We start from the raw sequence: 21,306 nt of genomic DNA, 5'->3' as shown, positions 1-21,306 counted from the left end.
AAATATTTTAGATATTATAGAACACCTGATTGTCCTGCTCCAATTCGCCCAGGTCTGGTGTTTTATCAAAGATACCAAACACCGATGCCCCGCTCCCGCTCATACTGGCGTAGATAGCGCCGGCTTGGTACAGAGCAGCCTTTACACCTCTAATCTCCACATGGTTTTTAAAGATATTGGCTTCAAAATCGTTTTTGATCTGATTTTTCCATTGTGATATCGGCTCGAGAATGAGCTCTAGCAAAGATTGCTTAACCATGGCTGGTTTTACGCCACTGTAAGCCTCTGATGTAGATATATGAACCATTGGCATCACCAACACGATTGAGTAGCCTGAGAGGTCTAATTTTATCGTTTCAAACTCGTCCCCTTTCTCAAAAGCGAACACCGGTTTGTTCTCGATGAAGAAAGCGCAGTCGGCCCCCAGCTTACGGGCATAGTTTAATTGTTGATCGATAGTAAGGTCCAAATCAAACTTATCATTCATCAGCCTGATAAAAAAAGCGGCATCCGCTGATCCACCACCCAAGCCCGCGCCTATCGGGATATTTTTATGCAGATGTATTTTTACCGGCGGTATGTCAAAATCTTTCTTCAATAAATGATAGCTTTTGATGCAAAGGTTATCCTCTACCCTGCCCGGGATATCCAAGCCGGATGATTCAAAGCTTAGCTCGGGGGCCTCAATAACCTCCAGCGCGTCCTTGATGTTTACCGGGTAAAAAATGGTTTCCAGATTATGATAACCGTCAGGGCGGCGCTCGGTAATGTTAAGGCCGATGTTTATCTTTGCGTTTGGGAAATTGATCATATAAAAATTAACAACGGCAGGTATTTATACACATCCGTAGGATACCAAAAATAGATTATTTTTATTTGTACGTAGAATTAAACATTCACTCATTCACTAATCACTTATTAAAACAATGAAGCAGTATCTTGACCTTATGCGCCATGTAATGGAAACCGGAGCACAAAAGCACGACCGTACCGGCACAGGCACCATTAGTGTATTTGGCTACCAGATGCGTTTTAACCTGCAAGATGGTTTCCCGTTGGTAACTACCAAGAAACTGCACCTAAAATCTATCATCCACGAGTTGATATGGTTTTTGCAGGGCGATACCAACATAAAATATTTAAAAGATAACGGCGTGCGCATATGGGATGAGTGGGCAGATGAGAACGGCAACCTTGGCCCCGTGTATGGCTACCAATGGCGTTCATGGCCAACGCCTGATGGCGGGCATATTGACCAGATCAGTCAGGTCATTAACCAAATAAAAAACAATCCTGATTCGCGCCGTATAATAGTTTCGGCATGGAACGTTGCGGATGTTAACCAAATGGCGCTGCCGCCATGCCACATGCTGTTTCAGTTTTATGTGGCGGATGGTAAATTATCATGCCAGTTGTACCAACGTAGCGCCGATATATTTTTAGGGGTACCTTTCAACATAGCCTCATACGCTCTGCTAACTATGATGGTGGCCCAGGTATGCAATTTAGAACTAGGTGATTTTGTACATACCTTTGGCGATGCGCACTTATACAACAACCACCTGGAGCAAACTAAATTGCAGCTAAGCCGCGATCCGCGCCCGTTGCCCACCATGAAAATCAATCCGGATGTAAAAGATATTTTCGATTTTAAGTTTGAAGATTTTGAATTGGAGAACTATGATCCATGGCCGCATATTAAGGGGGCTGTGGCGGTTTAGTTTGTAATATATTGCTTATGAATATCGCAGAGCAATGCCAACCACGCGTCATTGCGAGGAACGAAGCAATCTCTATAACAGACAGTCAACAAGGTAATTCTCATTTGGCAATAGCCAGCACGATCAATTTAGGACATTGATTAGCAAATGCAGAGATTGCTTCGTTCCTCGCAATGACGTTTCTATTTATTAAAAAAGTAAATCCCATGATCGTATCCATCGTAGTAGCAATCGCAGAAAACCACGCCATAGGCAAAGACAATAAGTTGCTTTGGCATTTGCCAAAAGACCTGAAACATTTTAAAGAGATCACTACCGGCGGTACCGTTATTATGGGGCGCAAAACTTACGATTCGGTGGGCAGGCCGCTGCCAAATCGCAGAAACATTGTGGTAACCCGCCAGCAAATTGAAATTGCGGGCTGCGAAGTGGTAAATTCTGTCGAAGCCGCGCTGGCTTTATGCGCTGATGAGGCCGAAGTTTTTATTGTTGGCGGTGCCGAGATTTATAAACTGGCTATGCCGCTAACCGATAAAATATTTTTGACCATAGTTCACGAAAATTTTGAGGCCGATACGTACTTTCCTGAAATAAAGGCGAGTATATGGAAAGAAACAGAAAGACAAGACCATGAGCCAGACGAGAAAAACCCGTTGCCATACTCATTTATAACACTCGAACGCGCTTGATCAGTTAGCAGTTGCTAGTTGGCAGTTGGCCAGTCTTTAAAAGGACATTGATTAAATGGCAATAAAAATCACTTCATCTACCTGTTAATCAGCCTCCTTTCACCTTTCGCCTTTAACCTTTCACTTCTCTTTGAAATTGTTTTAATTTAAAGTTTACGGGTTGTAAAATTTTATTAGATTTGCCGTCTTGTTTAAAACGCTTATAAACTAATTAATTACATATTATAATTTACGATGCAAGGTAAAGGGGTTATTAAATTTTTCGCCGTAGTACTAACAATTGTTTGTATATATCAATTGTCTTTTACATGGGTGGCACGCAAAGTTGAAAAGGATGCGGCAGTATACGCCAAAGGCGATACGGCAAAAGTGAAGTCATATCTTGATTCTGTTTCATCATTACCGGCTTATCCTATTTTAGGCCACACTTATCAATATTGTTTAGAAAGAGAACTTGCATTGGGCCTGGATCTTAAAGGTGGTATGAACGTTACCATGCAGATCTCATTAACAGAACTGGTAAAAGTGCTATCAAACAACAATCCTGACCCTGCTTTTAACCAGGCGTTGAGCAACGCTACCGCTGATACAAAAACCAGCCAAAGCGATTACATTACTTTATTTGTTAACGAATATGAAAAACTGGTTCCTAACGGAAAGCTGGCTGCCATATTTGCAACTAAAGACAACCAAGCTCATTTAAAATTCAACGCTTCAAACAGCGAAGTAGAAAAATATTTAAAGGATGAGGCTGATGTTGCTGTAAAACAATCATACACGGTATTAAACACCCGTATTGACCAATTTGGTGTTACACAACCTAACATCCAGTTAGAGACAAGCACCAATCGTATATTAATTGAATTGCCGGGTGTTAAAGACCCCGAGCGTGTGCGTAAATTATTATCAGGAACAGCCAAGCTGGAGTTTTACCAAACTTATGAGAGCCAGGATGTTTATCCTATGTTTAATAACATAGATAATATATTGGCTGCAAAAATTAAAGTTGTTACTAAAGATACTGCCAAAGCGGTGGCTGTTGCTGATGCCAAGAAAGACACTACCTCTAAAAAAGGCGCTCTTGCTTTATTAAACAAGGTTGAAAAAAGCGCAGCTAAGGATACATCATTAACCGCGAAATCAAAACTAAACGCGGCACATCCGCTTTTTAGTGTATTACAGATCCCTACCTATCAAGGTCAGGATGGGCAGCCTCAATTGGCACCTGGTGCAATAGTGGGCTTAACACTACAAAAAGATACAGCTAAGGTTAACACTTATTTACAAAGCGCGGATGTGAAAGCATCATTACCACGTAATATAAAATTTGCATGGGGCGTTAAACCACGCGATAAATCTAAAGTATTTGAGTTATATGCTCTTAAATTATCAGGTGCCGAAAATGGCCCGGTATTAACCGGCGACGTTATTGCTGATGCACAAAACGATGTGGATCAAAAAGGCAGCCCTGAGGTTAGAATGGTAATGAACTCGCAAGGTGCTGAAAAATGGCGCGCTATAACTGCCGAGGCATCACAAGGCAAAAAAGCTATCGCTATTGTTTTGGATAATAATGTTTATTCTGCTCCAAACGTACAGAACGAAATATCAGGTGGTGTATCATCAATATCAGGAAACTTTAAGGTTGAAGATACTAAGGATTTAGCCAATGTATTAAAAGCTGGTCGTTTACCTGCACCAGCCCGTATAATTGGCGAGGATGTTGTAGGCCCGTCTTTAGGTCAGGAATCAATCAATGCCGGTTTGCTTTCATGTTTAATGGGTTTACTGGTTGTATTGGTATTTATGGTTGCTTACTATAACCGTGCAGGTACTGTAGCGGTTGTTGCGGTTATCATCAACGTATTCTTCCTGATGGGTGTATTAACCAGCTTACGTGCTGTGTTAACCTTACCGGGTGTTGCCGGTATTGTGTTATTGTTTGGTATGTCGGTTGATGCTAACGTATTGATCTATGAACGTGTGCGCGAAGAGTTGGCGTTAGGCAAATCAATTCGCATAGCAATTAATGATGGTTTTAAACATGCTTTATCATCAATCTTAGACTCCAACATCAGTACTTTCTTAACAGGTGTCATTCTATTTATTTTCGGTAGCGGGCCAATTCAAGGTTTCGCAACAACGTTAATGATCGGTATCATCACTTCATTATTCTGTTCATTATTAATTTCAAGATTGATATTTGAGTGGATGTTGGAAAAAGGCTGGGATATTAAATTTTCAAACCCATGGAGCTCACACACTTTTAAAAACGCCAACTTCGCGTTCGTTAAAAACCGTTTCAGGTTCTATATTTTCTCAGGTACATTTATTGTTGCCGGTATCATATCCATGTTTGTACAAAACTTTAACTATGGTGTTGATTTCCAGGGTGGCCGTACTTATATTTTAAAGTTCCCTAACAAAAATGTAACTGTAACTGATAATGATGTACGTAACGCTGTTGAAGGTCCTTTAGGCCATGGCACCGAAGTTAAAACTTTAGGATCAGACAAGATCAGTGTTACTACCAACTACCTTATCGAAGATAATTCGACTACGGCTGACGCGAAAGTTGAAAGCACTTTATTAGAGTCATTAAATAAAACAGCGGTGACCCAGGTAAGTAAAAAAGATATACTTGGTCAACAAAAAGTACAGGCTACAATTGCTGATGGTTTGAAAAAATCAGCAATATGGACAGTATTATTTGCCATCCTTGTTATCTCTGCTTATATCTTAATACGTTTCCGCAAATGGCAATTTAGCTTAGCGGCAATGGTTGCGACAGCGCATGATGCTTTAATGGTATTGTCATTCTACTCGTTATTTAAAAACGTATTACCATTTTTGGATATCGACCAATCATTTGTGGCGGCTATATTAACGGTAATAGGTTACTCAATTAATGATACCGTGGTTGTATTTGACCGTATCCGTGAGTTCCTGAGCCTGCACCATGCAAAAACAGATGAGCCTAAAGAGGTTATCAATAACGCAATTAACAATACATTAAGCCGTACCATTATTACCGCTTTAACTGTATTGTTTGTGTTGGTGATATTATTCATATTCGGTGGTGACGTTTTACGTGGCTTCTCGTTCGCGTTATTAATTGGTGTATGTTTTGGCACCTATTCATCAATTTGTATCGCGACACCGGTTATTATAGACTTTGGAAAGAAAGATCTGAGATAACAATCAACATACTTTCATAAAAAAGCCGTCTCCAATATTTGGAGACGGCTTTTTTATTAGAACAAAAACTATAGCACTATTTTTAAAGATGATTTAATTTTCAAGAATCACCTTTAAAGCTTTCTCTTTAGCCGCATTACCAAAAGTATCGTACGCTGCTATTATTTGATCCAGTTTAAAATGGTGGGTAATTAATTTATTAGGTTCAATTTTTTTCGATTGGACTGTTTTTAACAATAACGGTGTAGTTACCGTATCAACAAGTCGGGTGGTAATGGTTATATTTTTAGACCAAAGCGTTTCCAGATGCAGGGTAACACTTTTGCCGTGGACACCAATATTGGCAATATGGCCGCCAGCAGTAATAATTTCGCCGCACAACTCAAATGTAGCAGGTATACCCACCGCTTCAATAGCCACATCAACACCCTTTTTATTGGTAAAGCTCATTATTTTTTCAATAACATTTTCATTGGCGCTGTTAATGGTATGTGTAGCCCCAAATTTCTTTGCCACGCTCAATCTGTTATCGTCCTGGTCAATCATAATAATTTCCGCCGGGGTATAAAACTGGGCTGTCAGTAATGCCGCGATCCCGATTGGGCCCGATCCGACAATTGCCACTACGTCACCGGGTTTAACCTGTCCGTTTAGCACACCGCATTCAAAACCAGTTGGCAAAATGTCGCTCAACATTACCAGGGCTTCCTCGTCTGCACCTTCAGGTATATGATATAGGCTGTTATCAGCATACGGTATTCTTACAAATTCTGCCTGCGTACCGTCAATAGTGTTGCCCAATATCCATCCACCATCTTCACAATGCGAGTACATGCCTTTTTTACAGTATTCGCATTTGCCGCATGATGTAATACATGATATAATGACATGATCTCCCGGTTTAAAACCACTTACGGCAGATCCCACATCCTGAATTACACCAACACCTTCATGACCAATTATTCGTCCGTCTGTAACAGTCGGGACATCCCCTTTCATAATATGCAGGTCGGTTCCACATATGGTTGTTTTCAGGATTTTTATAATCGCATCAGTAGGTTTTATTAATATCGGTTTGGGTCTGTCTTCCCACGCCTTTTTCCCCGGCCCATGATAAACCAGGGCTTTCATAGTTATATTTATTAAATTGCCAGGGGCGTCTGTTAAAAGTACCCTTTTGTCTGAAATTAAATTTTCCATGTCATTTTGTTTAAATAGGTTGTAAAAGAATTGTAAAACTATACCTATTAGTAGGTTGAATAAATGACCGCCGAGCTTATTAATAATGACGTTGCTCACTTATCTATATTTTTTATCACTATACGGAATGATTTTTGTTTTGAAGAGTTAGTTATTTTATGATATAATAGCTTGCTTTTAAATAACATACCATGAGCTCAACTAAATCACAATTCCCACAAGTAGTTATCATAGGCGGCGGCTTTGCCGGCATGGAAGTTGCCAAACAGCTTGCCGATAAACCGGTAGATGTTTTAATGCTGGATAAGCATAACTACCACACTTTTCAGCCCCTATTGTACCAGGTGGCTACCGGCAGTTTGGAGTCAGAGTCTATTGCGTTCTCGTTAAGAAAGAATTTCGCTTCACAAAAAAACTTCAGGTTTCGCATTGCCGAAGTTTCGGGAGTTAATCTGGAAAAGAATACCGTTATAACAGATACCGGCGACATTGCTTATGATTATTTGGTGATAGCAACCGGATCGACCACTAACTTTTTCGGTAATAAAGAGATAGAGCGTTTTGCAATGCCCATGAAATCAATACCCGAAGCATTAAACCTTCGGTACCTTATCTTGCAGAACCTCGAAGAAGCCTCTTTAAAGACCACTAAGGAAGAAAAAGAACCCTATCTATCCTTTGTACTGGTTGGTGCAGGGCCTACCGGTGTGGAGCTTGCAGGCGCTTTGGCCGAATTGCGCAATCATATACTGACGCGCGATTATCCCGACCTGGAAAAAAACCACATGAGAGTTTACCTGGTAGATTTTCTGCCGAAAGTACTCGGGCCGTTTTCTGACCAGGGATCAAAAGCGGCCAGGAAATTTTTAACAGATATGGGCGTTGAGGTTTTACTAAATGTAAAAGTTGAAAGTTACGATGGTGAGGTAATAAAGTTTGAAGGCGGCAAATCCATCAAAACCAAAAACGTAATATGGAGCGCCGGGGTTATGGGTGTAGTGCCTGATGGAATAGGTAAGGATAATATTGAGCGTGGCAACCGCATAAGCGTAGATACTATTAATCGTATAAAAGGTTCTGAAAACGTATTTGCCATTGGCGATGTAGCTGCGATGATAACTGACGAAACTCCGAAGGGTCACCCCGGTGTGGCGCAGGTGGCTATACAGCAAGGCCAACTGGCCGGTAAAAACATTATGCGCCTGATTAAAGGCGAGCCAACCATACCGTTTAAATACAACGATAAAGGATCATTAGCTACTATTGGGCGGAATAAAGCTATTGCTGATCTGGGCAAAATAAAGTTTCAGGGCTTTTTTGCCTGGTTGATCTGGATGTTTGTACACCTGGTGTCGTTACTGGGCTTCAGAAACAAGGTTATTGTTTTTATAAACTGGATAGGCAATTATTTAGCTAATAACGGTGGCAGTAGGCTCATCATCCGCAGGTTTAAAAGAGAAGAATTACCAAAAAAAGATAAACAGTTGGCAAAAGCTGATTAAGCTTTTGATGTGATTTCATTTTGATGTATGTTTGAGTTTATAATGTTGGCTGTAACATTATTTAAACCTAAACATCCAATTGATATGAAAAAAATATTACCTATTTGTATTGCCGGCATTTTACTGGTAAGCGCCTGCGATGATAACAACAACAATAATGACGACCAGGCAAAAACTGTTGATAAGAACGGCAGTGTAGAAGTTACCCTGAGCAGCCGTCACCTTGACTCGCTAAAGGACGAATTAACCACACATTATAAAGTTTGGCGCAAGGGATCTATAATTAACGAGTTCAATAAAAAAGATACCGTTGCCGGGCTTGAAAGTTTCAAAACAGAAGGCGAAAATGATAATGGCGACACGCAGAATATCAAAGTTAAAAAGGATTACGAATTTTTTGTAACTGTAAAATAAGCGCTGTATCATGAAAAAATCAAAAGCTATAACATTGGTTTTGGTTACAGCCCTGTTAGGCTGTAAAAATAAGGATGATAACAGTTGGGATCATAATCGTTTGTATATGCGTACCGATACTACGGGCAGTTATACCCACGGGCATAGTGGCTATCATGGCTATTACATATTCAGGCCTTACGGCACTTATTATGGCGGAAGGTATATACGCCAGGGATACTCAAACGCGGGCGTTCACATGTCTGAGGGTAGCATTTCAAGAGGTGGTTTTGGCAGGTCGGGCGGTTTTCATGTTTCTTCATAAATTATGCAACGTATAAAAATTATGCCACGTAATAACTGGCAAAAAACGGTTGAAGGCCTGGGCTTTGGCTTCCATACGGCGGATGTGCCTTACTGGGACGAATCTGCTTATTATACCTTCACTATGCCCGAAATATTAAAACTGGAAGCCGTTACTGCCGAACTTTGGGATATGTGCATACAGGCCGTACAACATGTTATAGACAACAACTTGTTTAACCAATTCATGATACCGCAGTATATCGTGCCGCATATTGTTGATAGTTGGAACAATGATGCCCCTGCTATATACGGCAGGTTTGATTTGCAGTATGACGGCAAAAACGAACCTAAATTATTAGAGTTTAATGCTGATACCCCCACATCTATCTTTGAAGCATCCATAGTACAATGGTTTTGGTTAAAAGATTTCGATGAGCCAAAGGACCAGTTTAACTCTATGCATGAAAAGCTTATTGAGTACTGGAAATACCTGAAAGACTACCTGTATAAAGACACACTGTATTTTACCTGTGTAAAAGATATTTTAGAAGATTTTACGACAACTGCTTATCTGCAAGACTGCGCTATGCAGGGCGGACTGGATACTAAGTTTATTTATATTGAAGATATTGGCTGGGATAATAACAATGGCTACTTTGTCGATCTGGATAACCAACCCATCCGCAATATATTTAAGCTTTATCCGTATGAATGGATGATAGATGAAGAGTTTGGACAGAACTTAGTTGCAGATCAACTAAAAGCCTGTTGGATAGAGCCCTCTTGGAAAATGATTTTGAGCAACAAGGCTATATTGCCTATATTATGGCAACTGTTCCCCTACCATAACAATTTACTGCCTGCTTATTTTACCCGCAGTAATTTAAAAGATTATGTAAAGAAGCCATTGTTATCGCGCGAAGGCGCCAATATCACCATAGTTGAAAATGAAAAACTGGTTGCATCATCAGATGGCGATTATGGTGCCGAAGGATATATTTTCCAGGAGTTGTGTAAACTGCCTGATTTTGATGGCAACCATCCGGTTATAGGCAGTTGGATAATTGGCCAGCAACCGGCAGGAATCGGTATTAGGGAGTCAAACACGTTAATAACCGACAACCTGAGCCGTTTTGTACCACATTTAATATTGTAATGGAGCAACAAATAAAACTTACTGAATGTCCGCGCGATGCGATGCAGGGTTTACCCAACTTTGTACCCACTGCTATAAAAGCGGAGTACATTAACCTGCTTTTACAAGTTGGGTTTGATACGATCGATTTCGGGAGTTTTGTATCACCTAAAGCCATACCGCAAATGTGGGATACAGCAGAGGTGTTAGCTAAGTTAGACTTGAGCAATACTAAATCCAAATTATTAGCCATTATAGCCAATTTCAGGGGCGCTGAGGATGCTGTTAAACATAACGAGATAACTTACCTGGGCTATCCTTTTTCTATCTCAGAGACGTTCCAATTGCGTAATACAAATTCAACACTGATTGATGCTTTTGATACGGTTAAAAAGATCAAAGCCTTATGTGTTGATAACAACAAACAACTACTGGTTTATCTATCTATGGGTTTTGGCAATCCTTATGGGGATGAATGGAACATGGAGATTGTAAAATATTGGACTGAGAAATTGGTCAACCAAGGCATTAATATTATCGCTTTATCTGATACGATCGGCATAGCTACCCCCGAACAAATAAAGAGCATATATCCGCAACTTTGCGTCCAATTTCCTAAAACAGAATTTGGCGTACACCTGCATAGCACACCTGATACATGGCGTGCAAAAGTAGAAGCAGCCTACCATAGCGGCTGCAAACGTTTTGACAGTGCGTTAAAAGGCTATGGAGGCTGTCCCATGGCCAAAGATGACCTTACAGGCAACATCGCTACCGAAAACTTAATTAGTTATCTTGAATCGCAGAGTGCGCTACAGGGGCTTAATAACGACAAATTAAAGGAGGCGTTGGATTATTCGGTGAGGGTGTTTGGGTGATGTTTGGCTAAAGCCATTTTCTCGATTGGCTGTTATCCGTTGGCTAAAGCCAACGGCAATGAATATGTCAATTTACAAAACTTCAAAATTCATTGCCGTCCCATAAATGGGACGGGTAAAGAAATTATAGAAGGACGGGCTTTAGCCCAACCTATATCAATTACCGCTTCACCATCTTAAAATGCTGTATCCCCGCTTCCTCAAACTGCGGGCCTTCTTTTACAAAACCAAACTTTTCATAAAGGCCTATGGCTAGTAATTGCGCGTTAAGATATATATAATCGGCGTCAGCAGGTAAGTCGGCTAAAACAGTTTTTACCAGTTGCTGCGCTACGCCTTGCCCTCTAAATTGTTTGAGTACGGCAAAGCGCTCCAGCTTATAGCCATTATCTGTTTTGCGCCAGCGCGATGCACCCGCGGGCACGCCATCAACAGTAGCTAAAAAATGGGTGGATTCGTCCTCATGCTCCCACTCAAGTTCGGGCGGGCAATTTTGTTCGCCAACAAAAACTTCGCGGCGTATGGCAAAAACCTTTTCAAGGCTGGCCGGGTCACTTACTTTGTTTACTTGAATCTCTGTGGGCTCTGGCATCTATATAATGCTTTTTTGTTTTAAAGTTACTTAGTTTTAAGTTATGATTCTCTTGCGCAGCATCGATAGAATGCGTACAGGTTAAGTCGTCCTCCATCTCGGCAAGGTCAGACAATTGTACATAAAATTTATGAAGATGATCAAGTTCCATTTCGGTCAGGTCTTCAATATCAACCATGCGGTTACTTGCGCCCTGGTGTGATGCCAGCAACTCATTTAACTTTAGATGTATGGCTTTCGAATCTTTATTTTGTGATTTCTGGATCAGGAAAACCATTAAAAAGGTAACAATCGTTGTACCTGTATTAATAATGAGCTGCCAGGTATCAGAATACTTAAATATTGGCCCTGTAATACCCCAAACCACAATAACGCTTATAGCGGTAAAAAATGCTGCCGAAGTGCCGGTAGCGGCCGTAGCTTTATTTGAAAATCTCTCGAAAAAATTCTTTTTATCCGCCATAATGCAATCAATAATTTATAGGTTCTATAACTAAAAAAAAGCGCCAATGTTTTGCATTGGCGCTTTTTAAAATTACTAAAATTATGTATTATAATTTGTCGGTCGCGTTGATACAATTTAAATCCTCGAAAGCCGCAGTTAAGCGTTTAACAAAGTTCTCCTCGCCTTTGCGTAACCATACACGCGGGTCGTAATATTTTTTATTTGGAGAGTCTGAACCTTCAGGGTTACCAATTTGATCTTGAAGATAAGCTTCTTTAGATTGGTAGTAGTCTTTAATACCTTCCCAGTACGCCCATTGCATATCGGTATCAATATTCATTTTGATGGCACCGTAACCAATAGCTTCACGGATTTCTTCCTGGCTTGAACCAGATCCACCGTGGAATACAAAGTTGATAGGTTTTTCGTCTTTCAGGTTAAATTTCTGTTTAACATACTCTTGTGAGTTATGCAAAATTACCGGTTGTAGTTTTACGTTACCTGGTTTGTAAACACCATGTACGTTACCAAAAGCAGCAGCTACGGTAAAACGCGGGCTAACTTTTAATAAGTTCTCGTAACTGTAAGCCACATCCTCTGGCTGGGTGTATAAACGTGAGCTATCAACATCAGAGTTATCAACGCCGTCTTCTTCGCCGCCGGTAACACCCAGTTCAATTTCTAACGTCATACCCATTTTAGCCATACGGGCTAAATATTTAGCAGATATCTCTATATTTTCTTCTATTGATTCTTCAGAAAGATCCAACATGTGCGATGAGAATAACGGCTTGCCGGTTTCAGCAAAAAATTTCTCGCCGTAGTCTAATAAACCATCTATCCATGGCAATAATTTTTTAGCAGCGTGGTCGGTATGTAAAATAACCGCAACACCATAATGCTCGGCTAATAAATGTACGTGCCTTGCAGCAGATACGCCACCTAAAATACAAGCTTGCAGTTTAGAGTTGTCTAATGATTTACCGGCATAAAACTGCGCGCCACCATGTGATAATTGAATAATCACTGGCGAGTTAACCGCCTTTGCTGTTTCCATTACAGCGTTAACTGTATTGGTGCCTATTACGTTTACCGCAGGTAAAGCAAACTTATGCTTTTTAGCTGCTTCAAATAGTTCCTGCACCTGGTCGCCGTGCAAAACTCCTTTATAATTTTTTAAATCCATTGCCTTTTGTTTGGGCCCCGAAGGTAAAAAATTTATCGGTTTTTAAATAGAAAAAAGTCTATAAAAGTGATAGGATATTGTAAAAGTCACACTGCATTAAATTTTAAGCCGCCCAACAAAAGTGTTAGACGGCTTAAAATTTGGTGTGGCTATAAGCTATCTACTACTATTGCATTAGTACCCTTGCGTTTGTACCAGGTTTTTATTTGCGGCCAGTACCGTTGCAGATAGCGGCCAGAACAACGGCGTTGTCTTGCCCACCAGGTTTGGCACATACGTATAAGCGTTAATAGTACCACCGTAGTGAAAACGCACTATATCGTACCATCGCTTATTCTCAAAAAACATTTCGCGGCCACGTTCATCAAATACGGCACGCTCAACAGAAGCTTTATCTGTTGCACCCGGGTAGTTACCATCCCCTGCTCTAACCCTCACTTTATTCAGGTAGTTAATAGCCTCTGTAGTTTTGTCCAGCCCTGCATAGGCTTCGGCCTCCATTAAGTAAACATCCGCCAGGCGCCACATAATTACATCATTGTCTGATATCCGGTCATCTGCATACTTATTACCCGGCAGCTTTGTAGCCCAGAAATGATTAGCCGCAGCTGTACCATGGCGTTCGGCTATAAAAGTATAAGGTATCCGTTTATCGTTAGTTAAGCCGCTAAACAATTGCCTGGTTTTCAAGCTGATCTCATAACCGCTTTGGCCATTAGTTGATGTTAAACAATAAGGTATGCTATCAATATTTGCCGCACCCTGCACTGTTGAAAGAAACGGCAACGCGTTTAAAGCATAGTTAGCGCCAGTCTCATCGCGTTGGTAATAGGCCGACATGATCACTTCGGCATTAGCACGGGTGGTTGTAACATCTTTAAAGTTTGCTAACAAGCTTACTCCTGTACTTTCGACAGCAGTGGCTGCGGTTAGCGCATCATTAAAATCTGTAGTGCCGCCGCCTGCTACTTTAGCGCTCCATAATTTGGCTTCGGCTTTTAGTGCCTGCGCCGCGCCGTACGAGAAGCGGTACTTATTCGGATAAGTTTTTTCAGGAAACAAACTAATGGCCTGGTCAAGATCAGCAAAGATCTGTTTTAATACATCGGCTGTTTTGGCGCGTGGCAATAGCGGCACTTTATCGTCATTTACAGCGGTTAACATTAACGGCGTATCGCCAATTACACGTACCAGGAAAAAGTAAGTATAGGCACGCTGGCAAAGTGCTTCGGCTATCAGCCTGTTTTTTAATGTCGCATTTGCGAATGCGAAAGGCTGTATAGTCTCTAACAATAAATTACAGCTGCCAATAGCTTTGTACTGCCCGTTATAATTGATAGTACCTGTCGTATTTGTAAGTATTTGCGACCATGCTGTTGTTAGCCGCGCATTTGGCCCTTGCATCAATTCCTCGCTACGCTCTGTACCATAAGTTATTGAGTTTGCAAAGGCACGTATTGATGTATAATTACCTATAACAAATGGTTCAAAATCGCCTTCGTTTTTAAAATACACCTGCCCCGTTATTTGCGATTGTGGTGTAACATCTAACATTCTTTTACAAGCTGTGATGCCTGTCAGCATTAATCCACCTAAGATGCTTGCTATATATATCTTTTTCATTTTCATGGTTTTTTTAGGATTAAAATTTCAATGAAGCGCCAAATGTATATTGCCTTGGCCGCGGATACCCCCCCGGATCAAAACCTACATAGCTTTCGGGATTTTGGCCCTTGTAGGCAGTGAGGTAACCAAGATTAGTTGCACTAACAAACAAGGTTAATCCGGTCGATTTGATCTTATTTAAAAGTTTCTTCGAAAAATCATAGCTTAAATAAAGTTCCCTGAAAGCCAGGAAATCGCCCTTACTTATCATTGTTGAAACGTCAGATGAATAAGCACTGCCGGTACCCACATCAGCAGCAGCCTGCCTTACGAAATTTTTTTGGCCAACATCGGCATCACCAAAAGAGAAACGGGCATATTTTTTACCCTCATCGCCTGGTTTTTGCCAGATATCATTACCTAACGCTTCAATAGGCGCGCCTTCATTATAGGCCCTTCCCTGTCCTAATGAACGCGCCAGGTTACCGTTTGATATTACATGGCCCAATGCAAAGTCGACATTAAAACGCAGCGTAAACGCTTTGTAATTGAACGTATTTTGCATACCGCCGATAACGTTTGGCGTTTTATAACCCATAAATTTTAAATCCTTTGTATCAATTACGCCATCGTTATTAACGTCTTCAAACTGGTAGTCGCCGGCTTTTTTACCAATAGCTAATCCGGCTGTGGTTGATGCCAGGTCTTTATGTGTGGCACTCCAGGCTGCGGCTTCTGCATCGGTAGAGAATACTTTTACCACCTGCCATGCATAATAACCGTATGGGCGCTCGCCTTCTGCTAAGCCGCCAACTTCTATATCTTTGCCTGTAACCGGGTCGGCAATTACGCCGCCGCCTTGTCTGTTTTTAAGGCGCCCGTTATTTGGCAACGATATTATTTTTTGCGAGTTATAAGCATAAGAGAAATTGGTGTTCCATCTAAAATCTTTGGTGCGCAGTACACTTGCCTGCAACTCAATCTCAATACCCCTGTTTTGTAATGAGCCGTTGTTGAATATAATTGAAGAAAAAGGTGCTTCGGCCGGTAGTGGTTTTGAGTCGAGCCTGTCTTTTGTTAACCGGTTATAATAATCAACTGTTAGCGTAATTCGATCTTTAAAAAAGCCCGCGTCAACAGCTATATCAGTAGTTTGCGTGGTTTCCCATTTTAAATTAGGGTTTGATAAGTTAGCCCGCTGGATGCCCGAAAGCTGATCATAAACCGTAGCATTATACCCCCCATAAGTATCGGTATAGCTTAAGTCGTTAGAACCTGCCGCTCCGCGGCTGGCACGCAGCTTAAACGTGCTTACTATGTTATTTACTTTCCAGAAATTTTCTTTATAAACGTTCCACCCTATTGATGCCGAAGGGAAAGTCGCGTATCTGTTACCCGGTGCAAAATTTGAAAAACCATCGCGCCTTATAACAGCGTTTAACAAGTATTTAGCTTTGTAATCATACCCAAATTGTCCAAAAAAACTAGCCGACCTGGTTTCGCTTAACGAAGTGGAGAAATTAGTTACATTAGTTACTGTTGTACCGTTAACCGTAGTTAATGGCGGCTCGCTTATGGTGGTGATATAATCATTAGTCCCTCTTTGCGAGCCGATATCTATTACGTTACCGGTATTGCGGGTATAGTTAAAACCACCCAAAATCATAAAATGATGATCGTCTTTTAAATTATAATCATACTGCAATATCTGATCGATCATTAATTGACGGGTGTTGTTTTGATTTTCTGTTTTTAAACGGCTTGTTGCAAATTGTATGGGGTCAGGAAATGCTTTCCTTGAAAAAATTGTTTTAGCATCACTAACCAAATATGATACCGCCGGCCTATAATGTAAACCTTTTACAATGTTCCAGTCCAGATCAAATTTTGATACCAACCTTTCAGTTGATATATCATTATTATCATACGCTAAGGTGTGGAAACGGTTACGCACGGTAAGCAGCTCGCCAGTAGTTGGTGTGCCATCGTCTTTAAACAATCGTATTAGTGGCGTAATACGCGTTGCCCTTACTATATCATTTGTATAACCATCAACGTAGTTTGGCAATATATTTTGATAGTTAAACATAGCATTTACCTGCACATTATTGCTGGCTTTAAAGCTAAAATTGCCTAACGCGCTGTAGCGTTTGTAATTGGTGCCTACAAAAGTACCTGCCTGGTTAATGTGGTTAAATGATATATTATAACTTGCAACCTCACTGCCGCCATCAATTCCTAAATTATAGTTGTTAGTAACACCGGTGTTCCATAACAAGTCCTGGTAGTGATTGTCGTCAAACAAAAGTTTTGAGCCTGGATTAACCGGGTCGTCCATTGTTTGCCAGCCTTTAGCTATAAGATTATCTACATAGGACTGCCCTTCAATAGCCACAATATTATCATACAATGCCGTGGTATATATTGCATTGCCATATTGGCCTTTAGCGGTATAAACTTTTGTACCTGCAGAATAGCCGGCATTATTAAGGAAAGCATTTTTATCTAACGGATCAGAGGTATTCTTTACTGTAATACGCGCCAAAGCGATGTACTGCGCGGCCGACATATACTTTTCCATACCAGTGGCAACCTCGCGATTGGTGCGGTAGTTAAAAGTTATGTTTGCCTTGCCCGATCCAAACTTGCCGCTTTTTGTTTTTACTACAATTACGCCGTTTGCACCACGGGCACCATAAATTGCTGTAGATGCTGCATCTTTCATTACCTGTAACGATTCGATGTCATCTGGGTTAAGATCATTAAGCGTCCTGAAAACCCCATCGACAACCACCAATGGGCTCGACCCGTCCGAGTTGAGGTAAGGTACACCACCTGTATTACCCGTGCCCTGTCCATAAACGTTTGGTTTTGAACCGCCGCGAATAATAATATTTACAGGAGCCGAACCAGGCTGACCATTGTTTAATGGTATAGACACACCTGCAATTTTACCCTGTATGGCCGCCAGCGGGCTTGGGTTTGCGGTGTTGATGAGTTGCTTTTGATCAAGCTTAGATACTGCCGCCGTATTTTTGTCTTTAGTTTGTTGTGAGTAGCCAACTACCACAACTTCTTGTAATGCTTTGGCGTTTTCGTTAAGTGTGATCTTTAAATTTGCGTTACCATTAAGCGCTATTTCGGTATTGTCATATCCTATAAATGAAAACACCAAAGTAGCGGTTGATGACGGCGCGTTTAAAGTAAACTTGCCGTTTACATCTGTAACAGCGCCTATCGTTGTACCTTTTACAAGCACACTTACACCTGGTAGCACCTCGTTTTTGGTTCCGTCTGTGACCACACCGGAGACTGAAAATGCATTTGATTGTGCATTTACTTTACCAATGGCAAAACATATTGCCAGCAGTAACAAATAAAAAACTTTTTTTCTCATAGTTTGTTTTTTAGTAGTTATGTACTACATAATTTAAAATAAAAGATCATCAACAGATCAATAATTTGTTTAGGGTAAAAAATAATTGGTTTTGTGCGACTAGAGAAGCCGTTAAACAAAAGTATATATTAAGTTGTTATGTAGTACATAATAATTCAATATTTTTTATTTTTTATTCAATATTTTTTCACAACGGTTTATTGGTTAATATTTGCCAGGTTAAATGACGGTGATTGATCTTGTCTGCAACTTTTACAACCAAACCGCAAACCATTCGAAACTTTTTTCGTTTCTTTGCAATATATTGAAAGAGCTAGACATAGATATGGCGTGGTTTAAACGTGAATTAAAAGGGATAATTACGACTACTGAGGAGAAGAAGGAAACCCCTGACGGGATCTGGAACAAGTGCCCTCAATGTAAGAAACCTTTACATTATTCTGAGCAGGTTGAAAATCAATACGTTTGTCATTACTGCGGGTTCCACCTGCGTATAGGATCAAAAGAATACTTTTCTGTATTGTTTGACAATAATGAGTTTACTGAATTATTTCCTGACCTTGTATCAGGCGACCCACTGAATTTTACAGATACAAAAAAATATACCGACAGGCTGGTTGAAACCCAATTTAAAACCGGGTTAAAAGATGCCATACGTGCCGGGGTTGGTAAAATTGACGGACAGGACCTGGTAATTGCCTGTATGGATTTTACCTTCATAGGCGGGTCGATGGGGTCTGTCGTAGGAGAAAAAATTGCCCGTAGCATTGATTACTGTATTGAGCATAAAGTACCTTTCCTGATGATATCCAAATCAGGTGGCGCACGGATGATGGAAGCTGCATTCTCCTTAATGCAAATGGCTAAAACATCAGCCAAACTAGCTTTATTATCGCAAGCTAAAGTCCCTTATATATCTTTATTAACAGACCCTACTACCGGTGGTGTAACAGCATCATACGCTATGCTGGGCGATATTAATATTGCCGAGCCGGGCGCATTAATAGGTTTTGCCGGTCCAAGGGTCATTAAAGAGACTATTAAAAAGGACCTGCCAAAAGGCTTCCAAACTGCAGAGTTTGTGCAGGAGCACGGTTTCCTTGATTTCATAGTAGATCGCCGCGAAATGAAAGCAGAGCTGGCCGCCTTTTTAAAGATGATGAAGAATTAAGATATTATAACCATAAACAAAATGGCCGTGCATTTAAAGTGTACGGCCATTTTTTATAATATTCTATTATTAAATAATTCCTATTCTGGCACCATCAATTGGTGGCATATCTTTTATGAATACAGGTTTTTTGCCTGATGTATTTTGATCTTTTTTAGGCTCGTTAACCTGCTGTTGTTTAATGTTTCCTTTAGGCTGAATGTTGCTTTGAGGACTTTGATCATTGGTTTTCATGATTTTAGTTTTAAGTAAGAAGGCCATTTTTTTAGATGTCCTTCTTGTTAAGAAAATAGACTACCTTGTTTATATACCTTCTGTACCCGGCTCATGGCCTACCATACGTGCAGTCCTGCGAGCTTGCGGTCGGCTTTCAAAATCTGTTTTGCCAGGCCCAACTACCGGAAAATCTTTGTGGTTTGGTGGAGTAACATCATTTTGCTCGCTATACGAAGCCTCGTTACCTTTATTATGCTGTTGCTGCTCACGTTGTGGGGCATAACCCGAACCTTCTTGCTCTGATTGATGCTTTTTATTACCTTTTTCGGAATTTTGATTATTCGTTTTCATAGGTCTATTATTTAATTAGTAATTAAATAATAGCTATAAACGTGCCAATGTTTAAAAGAAAAAAAATAATATAGCGTCAATGCTGTAAAGAAAGAAGCAATGATGTGGTTGGTACTACGCGTTCACCGCAAACAACTCGCGCACTTTGTTTACCACAAAGTCAATCTCGTCCTTAGTATTATACTTAGAGAAGGAAAAACGAACCGATGGCCTGGTACTGCTGGCGCCAATGCCGGTAAGCACGTGCGAGCCAATATCTGTACCCGAACTGCAGGCACTGCCGCCAGACGCGGATATACCGGCAATGTCCAGGTTAAACAATAACATATCGGCCATGTCTGTTTCCGGGAACGAAACGTTTAGTACCGTATACAGGCTTTTAGCTTCATCCGTTTCGCCATTAAATAAAACACCGGGTATGTTTTCAATTAGCTGACCTTTCATATAAGATTTCAAACCTTGAATATATGCCCTATGCTGTTCCATATCGGCATAAGCCAACTCCAATGCTTTAGCCAGGCCCACAATACCGTAAACATTCTCGGTACCTCCACGCATATTACGCTCTTGCGACCCCCCGTATATTAATGGTTTAATTTTTATTTTATGGTTGATGTGCAGAAACCCCACCCCTTTAGGTCCGTGGAATTTATGCGCCGCACATACTAAAAAATGGACTTTAAGCTTTGTCAGATCATGCGGGAAATGCCCCATGGTTTGCACCGTATCGCAATGAAAAATGGCATTGTATTGCTCACAAATATCTCCCACCCTTTCAATATCGGTAAGGGTACCTATCTCGTTATTAGCGTGCATTAACGATACAAAGCTGCGTTCGTTGTCCTGCAATAATTGCTCTAAATGGGCATAATCTATATTGCCTTTGCTATCAATATTAACAAAGCTCAATTTGATAGTACCGGCTTTTTGCATGGCCTCCAGCGTATGGATAACCGCGTGATGCTCTATGCTGGTAGTTATAGCATGGGTAATGTTATTATCCACAATTCCGCAGCGGATAGCGGTATTATCGGCTTCGGTGCCGCTGCTGGTAAAAAAGATCTCGGCAGGCGAAGTATGCAGCAGGTTAGCTATTGTTTTGCGCGATTTCTCTATCAATGCCCTCGCCTCACGGCCATACGCATGGATAGATGATGGATTACCGTAATTGTTTTCCATTACCGTACACATAGCTTTCATCACTTCTGCATCCAACGGTGTTGTAGCAGCATTATCAAGGTATACCCTCATCAGTTAATTAATTATTGAATTAATGAGTTATTGAATTAATGAATTAACTGAAAAATCAATAATTCCTTAA

Annotated in this window: 19 protein-coding genes; 9 read left to right on the top strand and 10 right to left on the bottom strand. The window is 40.7% G+C overall.

Annotated elements, in window-relative coordinates:
• Positions 1-7: 7 nt before the first annotated feature.
• A complete protein-coding gene (gene ispE / locus JWQ34_RS12175) occupies positions 8-811 on the bottom strand; it encodes a 4-(cytidine 5'-diphospho)-2-C-methyl-D-erythritol kinase (protein ID WP_299357546.1) in 804 nt (267 codons plus the stop codon).
• A gap of 115 nt (positions 812-926) precedes the next feature.
• On the opposite strand from ispE, the gene JWQ34_RS12170 reads away from it, so the two are divergent.
• The 3 genes from JWQ34_RS12170 (at position 927) to secDF (ending at position 5,608) form a co-directional block, all read left to right on the top strand.
• Complete coding sequence (locus tag JWQ34_RS12170; RefSeq protein ID WP_299357545.1) at positions 927-1,721, top strand: thymidylate synthase; 795 nt, start codon at positions 927-929, stop codon at positions 1,719-1,721.
• A gap of 173 nt (positions 1,722-1,894) precedes the next feature.
• The gene (locus JWQ34_RS12165; RefSeq protein ID WP_367278614.1) at positions 1,895-2,410 is read left to right on the top strand and encodes a dihydrofolate reductase; all 516 of its coding nucleotides are present in this window, start codon (positions 1,895-1,897) and stop codon (positions 2,408-2,410) included.
• Positions 2,411-2,644: 234 nt separating this feature from the next.
• Positions 2,645-5,608: a protein translocase subunit SecDF gene (gene secDF, locus JWQ34_RS12160; RefSeq protein WP_299357544.1), complete on the top strand. Its 2,964-nt coding sequence runs from the start codon at positions 2,645-2,647 to the stop codon at positions 5,606-5,608.
• A 93-nt stretch (positions 5,609-5,701) separates the two neighbouring features.
• On the opposite strand, the gene JWQ34_RS12155 is transcribed toward secDF, so the two are convergent.
• Complete coding sequence (locus tag JWQ34_RS12155; RefSeq protein WP_299357543.1) at positions 5,702-6,739, bottom strand: zinc-dependent alcohol dehydrogenase family protein; 1,038 nt, start codon at positions 6,737-6,739, stop codon at positions 5,702-5,704.
• Positions 6,740-6,999: 260 nt separating this feature from the next.
• Here JWQ34_RS12155 and JWQ34_RS12150 point away from each other — a divergent pair, with 260 nt between their 5' ends.
• From JWQ34_RS12150 to JWQ34_RS12130, 5 genes are all read left to right on the top strand, one after another.
• Positions 7,000-8,310 carry an NAD(P)/FAD-dependent oxidoreductase gene (locus JWQ34_RS12150; RefSeq protein ID WP_299357542.1) on the top strand — a complete coding sequence of 437 codons (1,311 nt, stop codon included), beginning with the start codon at positions 7,000-7,002 and terminating at the stop codon, positions 8,308-8,310.
• Positions 8,311-8,394: 84 nt separating this feature from the next.
• Positions 8,395-8,724, top strand: a complete 330-nt coding sequence (locus tag JWQ34_RS12145; RefSeq protein ID WP_299357541.1) for a hypothetical protein — start codon at positions 8,395-8,397, stop codon at positions 8,722-8,724.
• A gap of 10 nt (positions 8,725-8,734) precedes the next feature.
• Complete coding sequence (locus tag JWQ34_RS12140) at positions 8,735-9,028, top strand: hypothetical protein (RefSeq protein WP_299357540.1); 294 nt, start codon at positions 8,735-8,737, stop codon at positions 9,026-9,028.
• Between the two features lie 3 nt (positions 9,029-9,031).
• Positions 9,032-10,165 carry a glutathionylspermidine synthase family protein gene (locus tag JWQ34_RS12135; RefSeq protein WP_299357539.1) on the top strand — a complete coding sequence of 378 codons (1,134 nt, stop codon included), beginning with the start codon at positions 9,032-9,034 and terminating at the stop codon, positions 10,163-10,165.
• Positions 10,165-11,022 (top strand): hydroxymethylglutaryl-CoA lyase, encoded by an 858-nt coding sequence (locus JWQ34_RS12130; RefSeq protein ID WP_299357538.1) that lies wholly within the window; start codon positions 10,165-10,167, stop codon positions 11,020-11,022. The genes JWQ34_RS12135 and JWQ34_RS12130 overlap by 1 nt, the downstream gene beginning before the upstream one ends.
• A 160-nt stretch (positions 11,023-11,182) precedes the next feature.
• Here the strand turns inward: JWQ34_RS12130 and JWQ34_RS12125 are convergent, their stop codons facing one another.
• The 5 genes from JWQ34_RS12125 to JWQ34_RS12105 form a co-directional block, all read right to left on the bottom strand.
• Positions 11,183-11,614: a GNAT family N-acetyltransferase gene (locus tag JWQ34_RS12125; protein ID WP_299357537.1), complete on the bottom strand. Its 432-nt coding sequence runs from the start codon at positions 11,612-11,614 to the stop codon at positions 11,183-11,185.
• Positions 11,574-12,077 (bottom strand): low affinity iron permease family protein, encoded by a 504-nt coding sequence (locus tag JWQ34_RS12120; RefSeq protein WP_299357536.1) that lies wholly within the window; start codon positions 12,075-12,077, stop codon positions 11,574-11,576. Before JWQ34_RS12120 ends, JWQ34_RS12125 begins: the two co-directional genes overlap by 41 nt.
• Before the next feature lie 88 nt (positions 12,078-12,165).
• The gene (gene fbaA / locus JWQ34_RS12115; RefSeq protein ID WP_299357535.1) at positions 12,166-13,245 is read right to left on the bottom strand and encodes a class II fructose-bisphosphate aldolase; all 1,080 of its coding nucleotides are present in this window, start codon (positions 13,243-13,245) and stop codon (positions 12,166-12,168) included.
• A 174-nt stretch (positions 13,246-13,419) separates the two neighbouring features.
• Positions 13,420-14,868: a RagB/SusD family nutrient uptake outer membrane protein gene (locus JWQ34_RS12110; RefSeq protein ID WP_299357534.1), complete on the bottom strand. Its 1,449-nt coding sequence runs from the start codon at positions 14,866-14,868 to the stop codon at positions 13,420-13,422.
• A 19-nt stretch (positions 14,869-14,887) separates the two neighbouring features.
• Positions 14,888-18,247: a SusC/RagA family TonB-linked outer membrane protein gene (locus tag JWQ34_RS12105; protein WP_299357533.1), complete on the bottom strand. Its 3,360-nt coding sequence runs from the start codon at positions 18,245-18,247 to the stop codon at positions 14,888-14,890.
• 325 nt (positions 18,248-18,572) lie between these two features.
• Between JWQ34_RS12105 and accD the strand changes: the two genes are divergently transcribed.
• Complete coding sequence (gene accD / locus JWQ34_RS12100) at positions 18,573-19,418, top strand: acetyl-CoA carboxylase, carboxyltransferase subunit beta (RefSeq protein WP_299357532.1); 846 nt, start codon at positions 18,573-18,575, stop codon at positions 19,416-19,418.
• Positions 19,419-19,487: 69 nt separating this feature from the next.
• Here the strand turns inward: accD and JWQ34_RS12095 are convergent, their stop codons facing one another.
• From JWQ34_RS12095 to JWQ34_RS12085, 3 genes are all read right to left on the bottom strand, one after another.
• Positions 19,488-19,652 carry a hypothetical protein gene (locus JWQ34_RS12095; protein ID WP_299357531.1) on the bottom strand — a complete coding sequence of 55 codons (165 nt, stop codon included), beginning with the start codon at positions 19,650-19,652 and terminating at the stop codon, positions 19,488-19,490.
• A 69-nt stretch (positions 19,653-19,721) separates the two neighbouring features.
• A complete protein-coding gene (locus JWQ34_RS12090) occupies positions 19,722-19,985 on the bottom strand; it encodes a hypothetical protein (RefSeq protein ID WP_299357530.1) in 264 nt (87 codons plus the stop codon).
• Between the two features lie 114 nt (positions 19,986-20,099).
• Positions 20,100-21,236, bottom strand: a complete 1,137-nt coding sequence (locus JWQ34_RS12085; RefSeq protein WP_299357529.1) for a cysteine desulfurase family protein — start codon at positions 21,234-21,236, stop codon at positions 20,100-20,102.
• Between the last annotated feature and the right edge of the window lie 70 nt (positions 21,237-21,306).

The organism is Mucilaginibacter sp. (assembly GCF_028288185.1).
Taxonomy (GTDB): domain Bacteria; phylum Bacteroidota; class Bacteroidia; order Sphingobacteriales; family Sphingobacteriaceae; genus Mucilaginibacter.
The sequence above is the reverse complement of the archived record's forward strand: the minus strand, read 5'-3'. Positions and strand labels throughout refer to the sequence as shown.